Source organism: Virgibacillus sp. CM-4, from assembly GCF_000445495.1.
GTDB lineage: Bacteria > Bacillota > Bacilli > Bacillales > Amphibacillaceae > Virgibacillus > Virgibacillus salexigens.
Genome location: NZ_AUQA01000002.1, coordinates 220,555 through 239,741, shown reverse-complemented (window position 1 = coordinate 239,741; position 19,187 = coordinate 220,555). Strand labels below are relative to the sequence as shown.

At 36.5% G+C, this 19,187-nt stretch carries 20 protein-coding genes; all 20 read left to right on the top strand.

Translation table 11 applies throughout. The features are described 5' to 3' along the window. Window positions 1–2: 2 nt before the first annotated feature. Window positions 3–494, top strand: a complete 492-nt coding sequence (locus M948_RS25080; RefSeq protein ID WP_021289110.1) for a flagellar protein FlgN — start codon at window positions 3–5, stop codon at window positions 492–494. A 28-nt stretch (window positions 495–522) separates the two neighbouring features. Next, complete coding sequence (gene flgK, locus M948_RS25075; RefSeq protein ID WP_021289109.1) at window positions 523–2,049, top strand: flagellar hook-associated protein FlgK; 1,527 nt, start codon at window positions 523–525, stop codon at window positions 2,047–2,049. A gap of 9 nt (window positions 2,050–2,058) precedes the next feature. Continuing rightward, on the top strand, window positions 2,059–2,925 hold the full coding sequence (flgL, locus tag M948_RS25070; RefSeq protein WP_021289108.1) for a flagellar hook-associated protein FlgL: 867 nt from the start codon (window positions 2,059–2,061) through the stop codon (window positions 2,923–2,925). 67 nt (window positions 2,926–2,992) lie between these two features. Continuing rightward, window positions 2,993–3,556, top strand: coding sequence for a DUF6470 family protein (locus tag M948_RS25065; protein ID WP_021289107.1), 564 nt, complete (start codon window positions 2,993–2,995; stop codon window positions 3,554–3,556). Window positions 3,557–3,571: 15 nt separating this feature from the next. After that, a complete protein-coding gene (fliW, locus tag M948_RS25060) occupies window positions 3,572–4,030 on the top strand; it encodes a flagellar assembly protein FliW (protein WP_021289106.1) in 459 nt (152 codons plus the stop codon). Then, entirely contained in the window at window positions 4,024–4,242 is a 219-nt protein-coding gene (gene csrA / locus M948_RS25055) for a carbon storage regulator CsrA (RefSeq protein ID WP_021289105.1), read from the top strand. Before fliW ends, csrA begins: the two co-directional genes overlap by 7 nt. A gap of 66 nt (window positions 4,243–4,308) precedes the next feature. Next, window positions 4,309–4,641 carry a flagellar protein FlaG gene (flaG, locus tag M948_RS25050; RefSeq protein ID WP_021289104.1) on the top strand — a complete coding sequence of 111 codons (333 nt, stop codon included), beginning with the start codon at window positions 4,309–4,311 and terminating at the stop codon, window positions 4,639–4,641. Between the two features lie 20 nt (window positions 4,642–4,661). Next, a complete protein-coding gene (locus M948_RS25045; protein WP_021289103.1) occupies window positions 4,662–6,116 on the top strand; it encodes a flagellar hook-associated protein 2 in 1,455 nt (484 codons plus the stop codon). A 24-nt stretch (window positions 6,117–6,140) separates the two neighbouring features. Further along, a complete protein-coding gene (fliS, locus tag M948_RS25040) occupies window positions 6,141–6,542 on the top strand; it encodes a flagellar export chaperone FliS (protein WP_021289102.1) in 402 nt (133 codons plus the stop codon). Further along, the gene (locus M948_RS25035) at window positions 6,542–6,895 is read left to right on the top strand and encodes a flagellar protein FliT (protein ID WP_021289101.1); all 354 of its coding nucleotides are present in this window, start codon (window positions 6,542–6,544) and stop codon (window positions 6,893–6,895) included. The genes fliS and M948_RS25035 overlap by 1 nt, the downstream gene beginning before the upstream one ends. A gap of 341 nt (window positions 6,896–7,236) precedes the next feature. After that, window positions 7,237–7,794, top strand: a complete 558-nt coding sequence (gene hpf, locus M948_RS25030) for a ribosome hibernation-promoting factor, HPF/YfiA family (protein WP_021289100.1) — start codon at window positions 7,237–7,239, stop codon at window positions 7,792–7,794. 278 nt (window positions 7,795–8,072) lie between these two features. Beyond that, window positions 8,073–8,204, top strand: coding sequence for a hypothetical protein (locus tag M948_RS43815; protein WP_021289099.1), 132 nt, complete (start codon window positions 8,073–8,075; stop codon window positions 8,202–8,204). 247 nt (window positions 8,205–8,451) lie between these two features. After that, on the top strand, window positions 8,452–10,965 hold the full coding sequence (gene secA / locus M948_RS25025; RefSeq protein ID WP_021289098.1) for a preprotein translocase subunit SecA: 2,514 nt from the start codon (window positions 8,452–8,454) through the stop codon (window positions 10,963–10,965). Window positions 10,966–11,039: 74 nt separating this feature from the next. Next, window positions 11,040–12,141 (top strand): peptide chain release factor 2 gene (prfB, locus tag M948_RS25020; protein ID WP_101953529.1). Its coding sequence is split into 2 segments (ribosomal slippage): window positions 11,040–11,111 and window positions 11,113–12,141, totalling 1,101 coding nucleotides; the frame shifts between segments, so codons are not numbered across the junction. 191 nt (window positions 12,142–12,332) lie between these two features. Continuing rightward, the gene (gene cccB, locus M948_RS25015) at window positions 12,333–12,698 is read left to right on the top strand and encodes a cytochrome c551 (RefSeq protein ID WP_021289096.1); all 366 of its coding nucleotides are present in this window, start codon (window positions 12,333–12,335) and stop codon (window positions 12,696–12,698) included. 356 nt (window positions 12,699–13,054) lie between these two features. Continuing rightward, window positions 13,055–13,741, top strand: coding sequence for a cell division ATP-binding protein FtsE (gene ftsE / locus M948_RS25010; RefSeq protein WP_021289095.1), 687 nt, complete (start codon window positions 13,055–13,057; stop codon window positions 13,739–13,741). Further along, the gene (gene ftsX, locus M948_RS25005; RefSeq protein WP_021289094.1) at window positions 13,731–14,624 is read left to right on the top strand and encodes a permease-like cell division protein FtsX; all 894 of its coding nucleotides are present in this window, start codon (window positions 13,731–13,733) and stop codon (window positions 14,622–14,624) included. Before ftsE ends, ftsX begins: the two co-directional genes overlap by 11 nt. A 49-nt stretch (window positions 14,625–14,673) precedes the next feature. Continuing rightward, complete coding sequence (locus M948_RS25000; protein ID WP_021289093.1) at window positions 14,674–16,041, top strand: murein hydrolase activator EnvC family protein; 1,368 nt, start codon at window positions 14,674–14,676, stop codon at window positions 16,039–16,041. Between the two features lie 166 nt (window positions 16,042–16,207). Further along, entirely contained in the window at window positions 16,208–17,671 is a 1,464-nt protein-coding gene (locus tag M948_RS24995; RefSeq protein ID WP_021289092.1) for a S41 family peptidase, read from the top strand. 259 nt (window positions 17,672–17,930) lie between these two features. Further along, entirely contained in the window at window positions 17,931–19,121 is a 1,191-nt protein-coding gene (locus tag M948_RS24990) for a PDZ domain-containing protein (protein ID WP_021289091.1), read from the top strand. Window positions 19,122–19,187: the final 66 nt, after the last annotated feature.

The window sequence follows — 19,187 nt, the reverse complement described above, 5'->3', positions numbered from 1 at the left end:
ACTTGTCTATAGAAAAGATTAAAGCGTTATTGCTTACATTAGTCACTCTACATCAAGAACTAATTGCTATTTCTAATCAAAAGACAGAGGCAGTTAAATCAGGGAATTTAGAAAAGTTACAGCAAGTTTTAGTTAATGAGCGAAAACAAATACGAAAAATAGAAAAAGCAGAAGAGGGCCGTCAGCTTGTTGTAGCAGACTGGTTCGAATCCCAACGTCTTAATATAGAGCCAACCATCACAAGATTAGTTGAAGCGATTAATTGTGATGAAACGAGAAAAGAGTTAACAGCAGCGACGAACCAATTGACAGAAGCTATTACAACATTAAAACAACAAGAACAGTTAAATATGGCACTAATTAATCAGTCGATGCAATTTATTCAGCTTTCTATGGATCTTCTAAACCCATCTTTAAGTCAAATGAATTATGGGGGATCAGCAACAGAGTCTACGGGTTCCATTAAAAGATCCGTCTTTGATTCAAAAGCGTAAATATTCTAGGTAAATCAGGAGGTAAGACATGAGTACCTTTCACGGATTAGAAATGGCAAAACAAGCATTATTTGCACAACAGTCAGCACTTTATACAACTGGTCATAATATTTCCAATGCGAATACGGAGGGATATACAAGGCAACGGGTTAATTTTGAAACAATGAATCCATACCCTTCTGCTTCAAGAAATCGTCCACAAATTCCTGGTCAGATGGGTACAGGAGTAGAAGCTGGGTCGGTACAACGAATACGAGATCAATTTTTAGATTATCAATATCGAGCGGAAAATAGTAAAGCGGGTTATTGGTCAACAAAATCGAATGCATTAAGCCGAATGGAGAGTATCATGAATGAACCGTCGGAGAGTGGGCTTTCTTATACAATGGACCAATTCTGGAATTCATTGCAAGATTTAGCAGTTAACCCGGATGATGCTGGTGCAAGGACAGTGGTTGCTAATCGTGGTCAGATGGTTGCTGAAACGTTTAATTACCTATCCGATTCCTTATCGTCGATTCGTTCAGATTTAAAGGAACAGATTGATGTAAGTGTTAAAGACGCGAATTCTGTATTGCGCCAAATTAATAATATCAATAATCAGATTAAGGAATTAGAGCCTCACGGCTATTTGCCGAATGATTTATATGATGAAAGAGATCGTTTAATCGATCAACTTTCCGGCATGATGAACATTAAGGTGAGTTACTCGAAAAGCGGGGAAAGTTCACCCGAAATTGCAACTGGTTTGGCGACGATAGAAGTTATTGATGATAAAGGAAATTCATTTACTCCACCTGTTACATTACTTGATGGAAATAATGGTGAAGGCAAAGTAAATGAATTATCTGTAAGTTACGGTGAAGAGCCGAATTCAGCTGTTGAAGGTGTCAGTGTGAATGGGCAGCCTATTAATATACTTCATTCTAATGGTTCACTAAAGGGATTAATTGATTCCTATGGTCATGATTTCAAAGCAACTGGAGAGATCGAAGGAACGTATACAGAAATGTTAGAAGATCTTGATACAATGGCAAATGCTTTTATTGAAGCGTTTAACCAAGTACATCAAAGTGGACAAGGATTAGACGGTACAACAGGTATTTCATTTTTTGAATATAAGGAAGGAAAAGCTGGAGCAGCAGGAATTGTGGTGAACCAAGACATACTAGATCACCCTGATTTAATAGCAGCAAGTACGAATGATACAGATGGTCAAGGCGATAATGCACTTCATTTAGCGGATGTATTTGATGATAAGCAGTTAACGGGCTCTCCTTTGGGAGAGAATACGTCGATTAATAGTTTTTATCAGTCTCTCATTGGTGAGATGGGGGTAGAGGCGCAAGAGGCTAATCGTATGACTAAAAATACAGCCACTTTAACTTCACAGGTACAAGAACAACGAATGGCTGTTAGTAGTGTTTCATTAGATGAGGAAATGTCGAATATGATTAAGTTTCAACATGCTTACAATGCTGCTGCCAGAAGTATGACAGCAATGGATGAAATGCTGGATAAAATCATTAATAGTATGGGGCTTGTAGGAAGGTAGGGAGAATGGATGCGGATAACCCAGAGTATGCTATCAAATAACATGTTACGTAATTTGTCAAATAGCTATGCGAAGTTAGATACATATATGAATCAGGTTAGTACAGGTAAGAAAATTAACCGTCCTTCCGATGATCCTGTTATAGCAATGAAGGGGATAAATTATCGGAGCCAAGTAAGTGAAGTAGATCAATATTTGCGTAATACGAATGAAGTACACAATTGGATGGATAATTCTGATGCAGCATTGGACAAAGCTACTCAGACAATGCAAAAACTACGTGAACTAGCGGTACAGGCAAGTAATGGGACATATGATGAGGAAGAAAGAGAAAATATAAAAAAAGAAGCAGAGCAACTAAAGGAACATTTAATCGATATAGCCAATACACAAGTAAATGGGAAATATATCTTTAATGGTACTAATACAACAGAGCCTCCATACGCAGATGGGAATTTTACTGCGAATTTAGATAAAGTATCTATTGAAGTGGCAGCAGGTACAAAACTGCAGGCAAATGTTAATGGGGAAGATGTATTCGGTAATGACCTTTTTGCAAATATTGATACATTTATTAATCAGTTAGGCGAAGGGGATCAAGCCGGAATCGAGAGCAGTATTGAGACACTTGATGGCGGAATTAATCAAATTATTAATGCTCGAGCAGATTTAGGAGCGAGAATGAATAGGTTAGAATTAGTTGAAAATCGGCTCAGTGAGCAAAAAATAATAGCTACTAGCACAATGGCAGAAAATGAAAATGTTGATTATGAGGAAGCCATTACAAATTTAATTACACAAGAGAGCCTACATCGGGCAGCTTTATCAGCAGGTTCAAGAATTATTCAACCTTCTCTTGTTGATTTCTTACAATAAATCAAATTGGAGACCCCTGCCCCTAATAAGGGGTGGGGGTTTTAACTCGGAAAAGGTGGTATTGGTTATGAATATACCTCAATTACGGATGCATTCACAAATGGCTCAAATACAAATAAGCCAAGAATCTGGGGAACAAACTATTCGCCAACCCAAAGCAGATGTTACGATTCAACAACCCAAACCGGAGGTTTCTATTACCACTACCCCTGCAAAATTAAGCATTGATCAGTCCAAAGCGTTTGCTGATATGAATTTAATGCATATATTCCAGCGCAATAAAGCATTTGCTCAAGAAGGACAAACCAGTGTGCTGGAAGGGATAAGCAGGCGTGTAAGGCAAGGTAATGAGCTTATGAAATTAGAAAATGAAGGGTCACCGATAGTGAACCAAGCTGTTCAAAATGCTCACCCAAAAATGAAAACACTAGGTATTACCTTTATCCCTTCTCTCTTTTCAGTGAAACTGAATTCGCAGCCAGCAGAAGTAAATATAGAAGTAGAAACAAAACAACCAATTATAAATGCAACACCTAATAAAGTTGAACACCGATATGAAAGAGGTAATGTCGCGATTGAAATGAAGCAATACCAGGATTTAACCATTGAGGTTATTCAACTAGAATCATAAAAGGAGGAAGACACCATGTTAGTCGACACAAAATATTTCGGTCAGACAGAAATCGACCCGGCACATGTAATCGTATTTCAGAATGGCATACCTGGATTTAATCAAGATAACCAATTTATTTTACTAGATTTTCCTGACCATTCATTATTTCAAATTCTACAATCAATTGATACAAGGGATACTGCGTTTTTTGTGATAAATCCGTATAGTCTTTTTCATCATTACGAATTTAGGTTAGACGATAGTAGTATTGAGACATTGCAACTATCCAATGAAGAGGATATTGTCGTACTCTCCATTGTTACACTAAAGCGTCCTTTTGCTACAAGTACTGTCAACTTAAAAGCACCAATTATTATTAATTCAAAGAGGAATCTCGGCAAGCAGTATATTATAAATGCAGTAGAATATCCGAGCAGAGCTCCGATTACAACGAATGATCCTTCCAAAGTGAAAGGGGAATCATCATGTTAGTACTATCAAGAAAGGAAAATGAGGCTATTCAAATCGGAGATAAAATTGAAGTGAAAGTGTTAGCCATAGAAGGAGACCAAATAAAAATTGGAATTCATGCACCTAAATCAATTGATATCTATCGAAAAGAAATTTATTTAGATATTAAAGACGCAAACAATCAAGCTGTGAATATCTCTAGCGATTTAGTAGATCTGTTAAAAGAAGAGTAATGAAAGAGCTTCATATTCCAGTGCGACAGGCCGATATAAAGAGAAAACAGAGGGTTGTGAAGGGATATGGGGATACAGTTAAATGGACTTCATGTGGGTACACATATACAACTGGGAGGCGGAAAGGACAAACCTGTAGGGGGGACGGAACAACCTCAAAATGATTTATCTGTAAATGAAGAAGAAATAAAAACAGCCGTAGATGAACTAAATAACTTCATTGAACCACTTCGTACTGATTTACGGTTTGAATATCATGAAAAACTGAATGAATACTATGTTACTGTTATTAACCCATTAACAGAAGAAATACTCAAGGAAATTCCACCTAGGAAAATGCTTGATGTATATGCCGGAATGGCAGAATTTATGGGGTTACTAATTGATAATAAAACTTAAAAACGAAGGGGTGAATCACTATGCGTATTGGTGGTTTAGCAACAGGGATGGATATTGATAACTTAGTAAATAAACTAATGAGTGCGGAACGTATACCATTAGATAAAATGGAGCAAGAACGAACAACGCTGGAATGGAAACGTGATGCTTTTCGTGAGGTCAACACAAAATTATCTGAGTTAGAAGCACTCATGTTTGATATGAAATTGAGCCCTACATATAATGCGAAAACAGTTAGTTCTTCTCATGAGGATGCAGTAACAGCTACTGCTTCAACAAGTACTGCTAACGGTACGTATCAAATCAATGTTAAAGAATTAGCAACGAATGCGATTAATGTAAGTGCGGAAGAAATTGATGCCTCTGCTATATCAGCTGGACAGGAAATCACGTTCTCTACCGTTGACGAAAACGGTGAAGCAAATGAATATACGTACACCGTAGAAGAAGGAGAAACACTGACGGAAGTACTAAAACGCGTATCTGCTGATGATAATAATGTCCGGATGTTTTATGATGAACAGACAAATAAAGTGATAATGGAAACGTCAAGAACTGGAAATTACAATGAGCGTGGAGCTGAAATTCAATTCACAGCTAATTCGTTTTTCAGCTCAGTTCTTAAGATGAATATGGATAATGAAAAAGGCGGCACAAATGCAAAGTTTGAATACAATAACAGTGGTTTGGAGATGGAATCTAAAACAAATGCATATTCATTAAATGGAATTAATTTTGAATTTAAAAATACAACAAATGATTCCAATGCAACATTAACGGTTATCAACGATGTAGAAGGCTCATTCCAGTCAATTATGAAGTTCGTTGATAAATATAATGAAGTGGTTGAGGCGTTAAATTCTTCCCAAAAAGAAGAAAAGTATCGTGATTATCCACCGTTAACAGAAGAACAAAAGAAAGAGATGTCAGATAAAGAAATTGAACTCTGGGAAGAAAAGGCAAAAAGTGGATTATTACGTGGAGAATCGACTATTTCAAGTGGATTATTTGATCTAAGGCAGAGCTGGTATTCCAATGTAGATACTGGAGGAGAGTATAATTCGATCACGCAAGTAGGAATGAAGACATCTAGTAATTACTTAGATGGCGGCAAATTAATTGTAGATGAACAAGAACTAAAAAAAGCATTAAGGGAAAATCCAGCAGATGTTCAAAAGCTATTCTCAAATAATGAAGAGGGAGCTTCACGTGGAATTATCCACCGTCTCGATGATGCATTATCAACCACTATTGGCCGAATTGGTGAAAAAGCAGGAAGTACAGGACAAACATTAGAGAATTATTCATTAGGAAAAAGAATGAAAGATTTAAATACACGTATTTCTGATTTTGAAAACCGATTAGTACAAGTCGAGTCGCGTTATTGGAACCAGTTTACTGCTATGGAAAAAGCCATTTCGAGAATGAACCAACAATCTGCGCAATTGATGTCTCAGTTTGGCAGTGGGATGTAATTTGACGATGAGGGAGGGAATGGAATGTCACCAAATAAGCAACATCAGGCGTATCAAGAAAATGCAGTTAATACCGCCTCAGGTGCAGAACTTACTTTAATGCTTTATAACGGTTGCATGAAGTTTGTTAAACAAGCAATAAAAGATGTGGAAGCAAATCATTTTGAAGAAAAAAATACAAATATTCAAAAGGCACAGAACATCATACAGGAATTAATTATAACCTTAGATCCAAAGATCGAAATATCTAATCAATTCTTACCGCTTTATGATTATATGTTGTTCCGATTAAAGGAAGCAAATATTAATAATAATGTGGAATACCTACAAGAAGTATTAGAATTGATTACTGATTTTAGAGATACTTGGAAGCAAGTCATTTTGGAAATTAGAAAGAAACAATATGCACAGGGTGCTCATGTCTGATGAATCGGTTAACTACTTTATATCAAATCACATTAGAATTAAAAGAAGTCTTAGATAACAGTTCAGAGTACAAACAAAGAGAGTCCCTTATTTCGAGGGTCAATACATTAATTGAGCAGCGTGGCAAAGAAATGGAACAGATAGTCCCCCCTTTTTCTGATGAAGAAAACCGGATGGGAAAAGCAATAGTAGCATTACATCAGCCAATTGAAACATTAATGCATCAACTATTTAACGAGTTGAAGTCAGAAATGCGTCAAGTAAAAAAACAGAAAAAATCGAACCGACAATATAAAAACCCTTATGCACAAATGCAATCCATTGATGGAATGTTCTTGGATCGAAAAAAATAAATATACGTTAACTTATCATGTTAAACGAGTGGCTTGGATAGTTCTTCAAAAAAGCCCTCGTTTCTCTCTTCTAAGAAACGAGTGGGAATAGCTCTTCAATACGTGTAAATATATTGCATCTGCTTTATCAATGTTTAAATCATTTCTATACAGGATAGAAGTAACTATGGGATTGTAAATTTGATTAAGAAATTGTAAACCGTCTAACCCTATAGGAGGCAAGGAATTGACGGTTTTTCAATCAATTATATTTACAATTTCATGTGTTTAGAAAGGAATTTCATTGGGAAACGTTGTATAATATATATAGAAGCTTATAAGCTTAAAAGGAGGACACTTTCATGAAATTTAACATTCGTGGTGAAAACCTTGAGGTCACAGGATCTATTCGGGATTATGTAGAAAAGAAGATAAGTAAACTAGAAAGATACTTTGATACACCACCTGCATCCGAAGTACATGTTAATTTAAGTGTCTATAATGATGAACAGAGAATCGAAGTAACCATTCCAATGACCAATTTGTTACTACGTGGTGAAGTACAACACGTAGATCTATACGCAGCGATTGATCTAGTCGTAGACAAATTGGAAAGACAGATTAGAAAACATAAAACGAAAGTGAACCGTAAATTCAAACAAAATGGTGCTGCTAAGCATGTATTTGCTGAATTAGAAAAGGAAGCAGCTAATGTAGCTCTAGAAGAAGAAACAGATGATATTGAAATTGTTCGAACAAAAAGGTTTGATTTAAAGCCAATGGATTCTGAAGAAGCTGTGTTGCAAATGGACATGTTAGGTCATGCATTTTATGTATTTGAAAATGCAGCAAACGGAGATACAAATGTTGTGTATCGTCGTAATGATGGAAAATATGGTTTGATTGAACCAAATGCATAATCATTGAAGTGAGAGGCAGTCCAATTGGGCTGCCTCTTTTAGTTGAGAATAGTAGGTATAAAATGAAGGAGTTGTCGAAATTTGTTGATTAAAACACTAAATTTCAAAAACAGGAATGACGAATCTATGTTTTTTGATATAATGCTTCATTATCAAATATAAATACGTTCTAATTTCTCGAGAATTTTGTCGAATACACACCTAAAATTTAAAAATAGACATTAGCCCCATTTTCATATTCATGTTATAACTTAGCTAGTACTACAGGAGGTGAAACATTGACCGGTGAAGAAAAACTAAGTCACTTGAGTAAAAAAGTAGAGCAGCATGAAATAACACTTGTAAAGCTTGTGGAAATGATATCTACATTAAATCGTAGGTTTTTGGAAACAAGTGTAAAAGAAAAGTAAATGGACATGTAAATTCTCCGCTTTAAAAAGCAACATTCCTTTCCAATGTATCCTCTCCTATCCTCACCCAAAAGAGTGGTTCATCCCCGAACTACTCTTTTTATGTTCTATTTGTTGGTGATGTCCTTAGTTGTCATCTTTCTCTAGAAAGTGTTATGATTGATCATGGACTCTATTATTAAACAGTAAACGGAACGAAATAATGAATAGTAAACATTTTTATAATAAATATTGAGGTGCATGAACAATGGCAGGAATACTGCAGAAAATATTTGGTGATGGAACACAAAGGCAACTGAAACGATTACAAAAAACAGTAGATGAAATTGAAGCTTTAGAACCTGAGATAGAAAAGCTTTCCAATGAAGAAATTCAAAATAAGACAGAACAGTTTAAAACGCGTTATCAAAATGGCGAGACTTTAGATGATCTGCTTGTTGAGGCATACGCAGTTGTCCGTGAAGGATCGAAACGTGTGCTAGGTATGCGGCCTTTTCAAACTCAGCTAATGGGTGCAATCGCATTACATGAGGGGAATATCGCTGAAATGAAGACAGGTGAAGGTAAAACACTTGCATCGACGATGCCAGCATATTTAAATGCCCTATCTGGAAAAGGTGTGCATATTATTACTGTCAATGATTATTTGGCAAGTCGTGATGCTCAAGAAATGGGAGAACTTTATCAATTTTTGGGGTTAACGGTTGGCTTAAATGGAAATGGCTTATCTAAAGAACAAAAGCGGGAGGCCTATCATCAGGACATTACGTACGGTACGAATAATGAATATGGCTTTGACTATTTACGAGATAATATGGTCCTCTATAAAGAGCAGATGGTTCAACGGCCATTGAACTTTGCAATCATCGATGAGGTAGACTCAATCTTAATCGACGAAGCCAGGACACCATTAATTATTTCTGGTTCTGCAAAAAAATCGGCTTCTCTGTATCAAAGAGCGAATAGTTTTGTTAGTACACTTTCAAAAGAAAGTGATTATACCTATGATGAAAAAACAAAAGGTGTGCAACTTACTGAAGAAGGGATTAATAAAGCTGAACGTTTTTTCTCTATCGAGAATTTATTTGACTTAAATAATGTGTCACTAACACATCATATTAATCAGGCATTAAAAGCTCATGTTTCCATGCATCGTGATGATGATTATGTTGTCGAAGAAGGAGAAGTTGTTATTGTTGACCAGTTCACTGGACGTTTAATGAAAGGTCGACGTTATAGTGATGGATTGCATCAAGCAATTGAAGCTAAAGAGGGATTACAGATTCAAAACGAAAGTATGACATTGGCATCCATTACTTTTCAGAATTTCTTCCGGATGTATAATAAACTGGCAGGTATGACTGGTACAGCCAAAACAGAAGAAGAAGAGTTTAGAAATATATATAATATGGACGTTATTGCTATTCCAACGAATAAACCAATTATTCGTGATGACCGTGCAGATTTAATCTATAAGTCGATGGAAGGGAAGTTCCGCGCTGTTGTCGATGAAATTAAAGAACGACACGAAGCTGGACAACCAGTTCTTGTAGGGACAGTTGCCGTAGAAACTTCGGAATTGATTTCAAAATTATTGAAGAAAGCTGGAGTTAAGCATGATGTCTTAAATGCAAAAAACCATTTCCGTGAGGCTGAGATTATTGAGAACGCTGGACAGCGTGGTGCAGTAACGATTGCTACCAATATGGCTGGTCGTGGGACGGATATTAAACTTGGTGATGGGGTAGTAGACCTAGGTGGACTTGCAGTTATTGGTACAGAACGTCATGAGTCACGACGGATTGATAACCAATTACGTGGTCGTTCTGGGCGTCAAGGAGACCCTGGTTTGTCTCAATTTTACCTCTCCATGGAGGATGAACTCATGCGTCGATTTGGATCCGATAATCTAAGATCGATGATGGAACGTTTAGGCATGGAAGATGATCAACCAATTGAAAGTAAAATGGTTTCTCGCGCTGTTGAATCTGCACAGAAACGAGTGGAAGGGAATAACTTTGATGCTCGTAAAACGGTGTTATCCTATGATGATGTCTTACGCGAACAAAGGGAAATCATTTACAAGCAGCGTTTCGATGTGATTGAATCCGAAGATAATCTACGTGAGATTATTGAAAACATGATTATTTCTACATTAGAACGAGTAGTGGCGACACATACGCAGGATGATGATGAGGACAATTGGGATTACAAAGCGATTGCTGAGTATGTGCAAGGTAACTTATTAGATCCAGAGCAGATTTCGGAAGATGATTTGAAAGGAAAAGATCAAGAAGAAATTAATGAGTTGATCATGGAGAAAGTAAGAGCTCGTTATGATGAAAAAGAAAATGAACTAACCGAAGAGCAAATGCGTGAGTTTGAGAAAGTTATCTTGCTTCGAACAGTTGATACAAAATGGATGGACCATATTGACCAAATGGATCAACTACGTCAAGGGATACATTTACGAGCATATGGACAAAATGATCCGCTTCGTGAATATCAGTTAGAAGGATTCGCCATGTTTGAAGAAATGATTGAAAGTATTGATGAAGAAGTCGCCAAATATATTATGAAAGCTGAAATTCGTGACAACCTACAACGTCAGGAAGTTGTGAAGAATACACAAGCTGTCTCTGGTAATCAAGAGGAGAAAAAGAAAACAAAAAAACCGTTTGTGAAACAGCAAGATATTGGACGAAATGATCCATGTCCTTGTGGTAGCGGAAAAAAATATAAAAATTGCCACGGAAAATAAAAGCTATCATTGAACACTCCGCTGCATCGTAGTGGAGTGTTTTCATGAATGAATAATACTTGAGGTGATCAATAATGGAATTAGTTGATATCAAAAATGAACTGGATCAGATGAAGCGTCGTATTAATGATTTTAGGGGGTCTCTTTGACTTAGATACAAAGAGTAGTCGGATTAAAGAATTAGAGCTACAAATGGCGGCTCCAGAATTTTGGGATGATCAAGATACCGCTCAAGCAGTGATCGCTGAAGTGAATAATCTAAAAGAATATGTGAACAATTTTAAAGAGGTAGAAGATCTGCATGATAATTTAGAAGTATCTTATGAACTTGTAAGAGAAGAAAATGACCGCGAATTATTTGAGGAATTAACATCCGAAATGAAAGCACTAAGAAAAAAACTCAATGATTTTGAGTTGCAAATCCTGTTAAACGAACCTTATGATACGAATAATGCCATACTTGAACTTCACCCAGGTGCTGGCGGTACAGAGTCACAAGACTGGGGAAGTATGCTATTACGAATGTATCAGCGTTGGGCAGAGACGAAGGACTTTAAAGTGGAAACGTTGGATTATTTAGCCGGTGAAGAAGCTGGCTTAAAAAGTGTAACCCTATTAATTAAAGGGCATAATGCATATGGTTACTTAAAAGCTGAAAAAGGGGTACATCGATTAGTGCGTATATCACCTTTTGATTCTTCCGGCCGTCGTCATACATCGTTTGTTTCCTGTGATGTAACTCCTGAAATGACGGATGATGTCGATATTGAAGTGAAAACAGAAGATATTAAAGTAGATACTTACCGAGCTAGTGGTGCAGGTGGTCAGCATGTAAACACAACCGATTCGGCTGTGCGTATTACGCACTTACCTACTAATGTAATTGTAACCTGCCAGAATGAACGGTCGCAGATTAAAAATAGGGAAGCTGCTATGAAGATGTTGAAATCAAAATTATACCAATTAGAAATAGAGAAACAACAGCAGGAGTTGGCTGAAATTCGCGGCGAACAGATGGAAATTGGCTGGGGTAGTCAGATTCGATCCTATGTATTCCATCCATATTCCATGGTAAAAGATCATCGCACCAATGTAGAGGTTGGTAATACGCAGGGAGTAATGGATGGAGATCTTGATCCGTTTATTGATGCTTATTTACGTCATCAAATGAAGTAAAAGCTTTAGTCTCTATAACAGACAGCGCTTTTTTTCATAAAATAGACACAAATAGTAAATGGCTTGGGCTTGCAGCTTTCCTGCTAAGTTTAATGAAAAAAATGGAAATGGAAAGTGTTTTAAAATAAACAGATATGGTTATAATAAAATTGATAAACCATTACACTATTTCTGTTAGGGGGATTGAAGCTATGAAAAAATGGTTGTTAACAATGCTTTTCGGTTCTGCCTTAGTGCTAGGTGCATGTGGCGGCGGGGACGACGGTGCATCAGAAGAACCAGCAGATAACGGAGATACAGGAACGGAAGAACCTTCCGGAGAAGGTGGTTCTGTAGATACTGCAGCAGCTGAAGAAGTATTTGAAAGTAATTGTGCATCCTGTCATGGTGCTGATCTCTCTGGTGGTCAAGGACCTGATTTAACTCAAGTTGGTTCTCGACTTTCATCAGATGAAATTGCAGACATCATTAAAAATGGTAAAGGTAGTATGCCAGGAGGTATGGCTACTGGTGAGGACGTACAAATTCTTGCAGATTGGTTAGCTCAAAAGAAATAATAACCTAGAAGCTTGTCTAATTGTAAACAATTGGACAAGCTTTTTAAATGGGTAAGAAATCAGACTCTTTTGTAGCGGAACTACAGAAGACATTGCTTGTTCTTATACGAGTAAATATACCTAGTTTAAAATCCCTCTCTAAGCATAATTCCCTTTCTTTCTATAATATATGACAAAATATTTCATGAAACACCGACTTTTGAAATACAAATGTAATAATTTTATGTCTAAAAATCGTGGCGAAAGATGTTATAATGATGAAGTATCATGTACATATCCTATTTAAATTATGTAGATGAAAAGATAAATAGAGCATACATCAAGATAAACAACTAAAAGATAAAGGTGAGTTTTATATGATATTGATGAAGGATGTTCATAAAACATATGCCAATGGTGTCGTTGCATTAAGCGGTATAAATGTCGATATAAAACAAGGTGAATTTGTATACATAGTTGGACCAAGTGGTGCAGGGAAATCGACATTTATTCGATTAATGTTTAGAGAAGTAAAACCATCAAATGGTACCATTCGCATAAATGATATAAATGTCAATGATTTAAAGGAAAGAAAAGTACCATATTTAAGGCGGAATATAGGTGTTGTTTATCAAGATTTTAAACTGCTTCCCAAACTATCAGTCTATGAAAATGTAGCTTTTGCATTGGAAGTAATTGAAGAGTCACCTGCTGTCATTCGTAAACGAGTGATGGAAGTATTAGACCTTGTCGGTTTGAAAAACAAAGCACGATTTTTACCGGATGAATTATCTGGTGGTGAACAGCAGCGTGTTTCTATCGCACGAGCAATTGTTAATCATCCTAAGATTGTAATTGCCGATGAACCGACTGGTAACCTTGATCCAGAAACTTCACGAGAAATAATGAAAATATTTGAAGAGATTAATGATCGAGGCACAACGATTCTAATGGCAACACACAGTAAAGAGATTGTTAATACATTTCGAAAACGTGTAATTGCTATTGAAGACGGATTAATTGTTAGAGATGAACACCGAGGTGATTACGGCTATGAAAGTTAGGACATTAATGCGTCATATACGCGAAGGATTTAAGAACATTGGGCGTAATGGTTGGATGACGATTGCTTCAGTTGGTGCCGTTACGACTACATTAATCTTAGTAGGAGCTTTTCTAGCGTTAATGCTCAATCTGAATGAAATGGCGGATAATATTGAAGACGATGTACAAATTGATGCCATGATTGAACAGACTGCTGATGAAGAACAGATACAAAATCTAGGAAATGAAATCGAAAAAATAAATGGCGTACAATCGGCTGTTTTTTCTTCGAAAGATGACCAATTAAATAGTTTAATTGATAGCATGGGAGAAAACGGACAAGCCTGGCAAATGTTTGAGCAGGACAACCCATTGAATCATGTGTTTGTTGTCAAAACTGCAGATCCACAGGATACCGCTCCAGTTGCTAAACAAATCAATGAGTTACAAGGAATACAATCTGTAAACTACGGTCAAGGCGTGGTCGAAAAGCTATTCGAATTTAATAGTTATGCAAGGACTATCGGGTTGGTACTCATTCTAGGATTGGTATTTACAGCGATCTTCCTCATATCCAACACTATTAAAATTACAATAATGGCCAGAAGTAAGGAAATTGGCATTATGAAACTAGTTGGTGCCACTAATGGATTTATTCGTTGGCCATTCTTTATAGAAGGATTGTTGTTAGGTGTATTAGGTTCTATTATACCAGTAGCAATTATTCTTACAGGCTACTATTACTTGGTAAATAACATTAGCCAGCATATCAATTACAGTTTTATTGAAATCTTACCGTTCAACCCATTTGCATTTCAGCTTGCACTAATTATCGTTGCTATAGGTGCTCTAATTGGCGTATGGGGCAGTGTGATGAGTGTACGTAAATTCTTAAAAGTGTAACTGGCTTAAATAAGTTTGATTTTTTACGAGGGAAGGGGAAAAAGGAGCAATGAAAAAGGTAATTCCATCTTTATTAACCGTTTTGTTAGTATCGACATCGGCCACTTTTTATGCTGGGCCGGTGTCAGCTCAATCAACAGATGAACTGGAAAAAAAGATTAATGATTTGGAACAGGAACAAAAAGAACTTGAACAGCAACAGGATAGTTTAGGTGAAGATTCTGCTGAAACAGATAAGAAAATGAATGAAAATCTTGATCAACAAGATTCCGTGGAAAGTGAAATTACTTCATTAAACGAAGACCTGCAAGGGACCATGGAACAAATTAAAACCAAGGAAAATGAAATTACGGAAACAAATACTAAAATTAACGATTTAGAAACGCAAATCGAAGAACTAAAGAACGAAATAGTCATGCTTCAAGAGCGTATTAAAAAGCGTGAAGAGTTATTAAAAGATCGTTTACGTAATCTTCAACTAAATGGTGGAGAAATGAAATACATAGAAGTGATTTTCGGATCACAAAGCTTCGGAGATTTTATCAGCCGATCTACAGCTGTAAATACCATTATGGATCAAGATAAATCGATAATGGAACAACATACTGCTGACAAGATTGCATTAGAAAAAAATAAGGCAGACGTAGAAAGCAAGAAAAGCGAAGTAGAAGATAGAAAACTAGCATTACAGGATCAAAAGGATGATCTAGTTGCACTTAAAGGACAACTTGATGATCAAATGGCAGAAAAAGAAACACTCATGGCTTCTTTAGAAGAAGAACAGCATGAATTAGAAGAACATAAAGTAAGTATTGAAAAAGAACAGGAAATTCTAGCTAATCAAGCTGCCGCAGCTGAGAAGGCTAAGAAACTTGCACAATCTGAAAAAAGCGAGTTAGAACAATTAGCGAAACAGAAAGAACAGCAAAAAGAAAAACAGAGTTCGAATTCATCTTCAAACTCGACTGCAAGTCCAAGCTCTCAAGGGGGCTCCCAATCTAGTGGAAGTGGTATTTTAAGTTATCCAGTTTCTTACGGAGTTACTTCTGGTTATGGACATCGATGGGGCAAATTGCATGCTGGAATTGACTTTGGAACTCCTGTAGGAACAGCAGTAAAAACAGCTGCACCTGGGGTTGTTGTACAAACAAACACAGAAGCAGATGGCGGCATGAGTGGTTATGGTAATGTCGTTTTAGTTGCTCATAACGTTGGTGGTGTATCCTATACAACGCTTTATGCACATCTGAGTAGCATTTCGGTTTCATCTGGGCAAACGATTAGTTCTGGACAAGTTATCGGAAATTCTGGAAACTCTGGTCATTCCACAGGACCACATTTACACTTCGAGGTTCATCGTGGCGGTTGGAATGCTGCTAAGAGTAATTCAATAGATCCAATGGATGTATTAGAATAAAGAAAAACTATAAACAAAGACATCGACCTTATTGGTTTGATGTCTTTTTCTGCTATTACGTGTATAATTACATAAATAGGGAGTTAAAACCATAGTAATAAGAAGAAGTTAGTGATATGCTTTGTTTACTAGGTTCAATGATGATAAAAAGTGTTGGGGTGAAATTATGAAATTAAGAAAGTTACATATTGTATTGCTTTTAGTTGCTGCATTAGTAATTGGACTTGCTGGCGGTTATGCTGGTGTAGAACTAGCAAAGTCTGATGATCCTACAGCAATGGATAATGCAGGAGTAAATCAAGGGGATCAAGATACGAATTCGTCAGGTTCAGGTACCCCACAAAACATGGAAAAGGTAGATCAAGCATTTAAATTAATAAAAGAAAATTATTTAGAGGAAATTGATGATAAGCAGTTAGTAGAAGGTGCAATAGAGGGTATGCTATCTTCATTAGATGATCCCTACAGTTCTTACATGGATGTAGAGACGATGGAGCAATTTAATGAACAAATCGAATCATCTTTTGAAGGAATTGGTGCAGAAGTTAGTATGGTAAATGATACAGTTACCATTGTTGCTCCTATTAAGGATTCACCTGCAGAGCAAGCTGGATTACGACCAAATGATCAAGTGCTGCAAGTAGACGGTGAGAGTTTAGAAGGTTTAAACCTGAATGAGGCTGTAGCTAAGATTCGTGGTGAAAAAGGATCGGAAGTGGAATTGAAAATACAGCGAGCAGGAGTTTCAGATCCTTTTAATGTTACCATAGAAAGAGATACCATACCTGTTGAAACAGTTTATAGTAAAACCGAAGAAGTGGATGGGAAAAAGACGGGTGTCTTGGAAATAACCAATTTCTCTGAACGAACAGCAGATGAATTTAAAAACCAACTTCAAGAATTGGAAGATAATGGAATAGAAGGGTTAGTAATTGATGTTCGTGGAAATCCAGGTGGTTTATTAAATGTTGTAGAGGATGTTCTAAAAGAATTTGTCCCTGAAGATATGCCGTACTTACAAGTAGAAGATCAAAACGGAAAGAAAACACCTTATTACTCTGAGTTAACGGAAAAGAAAGAGTATCCAATAAGTGTCGTTATTGATGAGGGAAGTGCTTCAGCTTCAGAAATTTTAGCAGTTGCTATGAAAGAGATGGGATATGATGTAGTCGGACAAACAAGTTTCGGAAAAGGTACTGTTCAACAGGCGGTTCCATTAGGAGATGAAAGTACAATAAAATTAACATTCTATAAATGGCTATCTCCAGAGGGAAATTGGATTCATGAAAAAGGTGTAAAACCTACTATTGATGTGAAACAACCTGATTATTACTATACGAATCCAGTTCAGATTGAAGAACCTTTAACGAAGGATCAGACTGGAGATCAAGTTAAAAACGTGCAAATTATGTTAAAAGGATTGGGATATGACCCAAGTAGAACCGATGGTTATTTTAATGAACAAACAGAAAAAGCAATAACACAATTCCAATCTGATAATGATTTAAAAGCAACAGGAGAAGTCAATGAACAAACATCTGCTTTAATCGAAACACAAATAGTAGATCAAATCCGTAATGACAAAGATGATCAACAGATGGAAAAAGCATTAAATGAAATATATAAATAATTTGCAAGTGCTGTCTCATGAGGACGTTTAATTTTATCAACTAGTTATAGAATATACGTGGTACTTCCTCTTATTGCCAGAAGTAGCGCTTATCTGGGCAATTTCCATATCGTGTATATTCTTATTATGTTGATAGTGAGCTGACTTTTGAGACAGCTCTTTTTACACTATATAGCAGGAAGTTTTTCATTTCGTGTCGAATTAAATGATGGCATACGAATTTAGCAAAACATCACTGCACAAAGAAGGTGATCGATATATGTTAGAGGCATGGTTCACCGAAATGGTGAAAGGTATAGGGAAATTATTTTTAAATCCACTCTTATACTGGGCAATTTTCTTAATCGTTTTAGCAGGTATGCAAAGAATTAAACGAGAAAGGAAAGACTTCGGTATTAAACTATTCGATGTCTTTTCCGAATGGAAATATACATGGGCTACCTCGATTATTTTAGGTGTTATTATATCTGCGCTTACCATTGGGTTGGGTATTGTTTTTTCTTATTCAACCGTATTATTGCTTTGCCTGGTAACAATTCTTGTTAGTATAACAGGTAAATTTTCCTTTTTATCGGCCAGTTATACCTTTGGAATTACTTATGTATTGTTACTTTTTCTACCATTTTTATTAGAGAAACAAGATTTTATCCCGAATGACTTGTTTTCCTCTGTGGATTATTCTGGATTTACCGTATTATTAGCAATGTTGCTATTTGCTGAAAGTATGTTACTGCTGCAAGCTAGAAAAGGTCCTACATATCCGGAACTTACCTCAGGAAATAGAGGTGGCTGGGTGGGTCAGCATCATATTAGAAAGATGTCGATTATCCCTTTCTTTATTCTTATTCCATCGGGTTCGATAGCTCCATTCGCTGCTTATTGGCCGTACTTTACTGTAGGGGGAGAATCCTATAGTTTATTGCTTGTCCCTTTTATTGTTGGATTTAATCACCTTGTAAGAGGAAGTGACCCGGTACGTGCAGCTGGTAAATTAGCAAATACTACCTTAGCTTTAAGCATAGTTATATGGATTTGTGCGTTTATTAGTATTTATTATCCTTGGTTTTCTGCCGTTGGGATTATTTCTGCAATTGTTGGTAGAGAATTTATAAATTATCGACATCGATCCATGGATCAGCAAAAAACTGGATTCTTCCAAACGTCTGATAAAGGTTTGAAAGTTCTAGCTGTTCTTCCTGGTTCACCTGCCGATCGGCTTGAAATTGTGGCGGGGGAGACCATAACCAAAGTAAATGGAAATAAAATATATAGTTTAACTGCTTTCTATGAAGCGTTACAAGAGAGCGGCGCTTATTTTAAATTAGAGCTTCTTGATAAAGCTGGTGAAAACCGTTTTTTACAAGGAGCGTTGTATGAAGGGGATCATCATGAGCTAGGTATTATTTTTACATCGAACCCACATCGCAAGAAAGAAAAAGAAATTGTATAAGAAAGCACCAGCGTCTGCATGAATGAATCATTCTATGCAGATTTTTTTTGCTCCTAGTGAGATCCC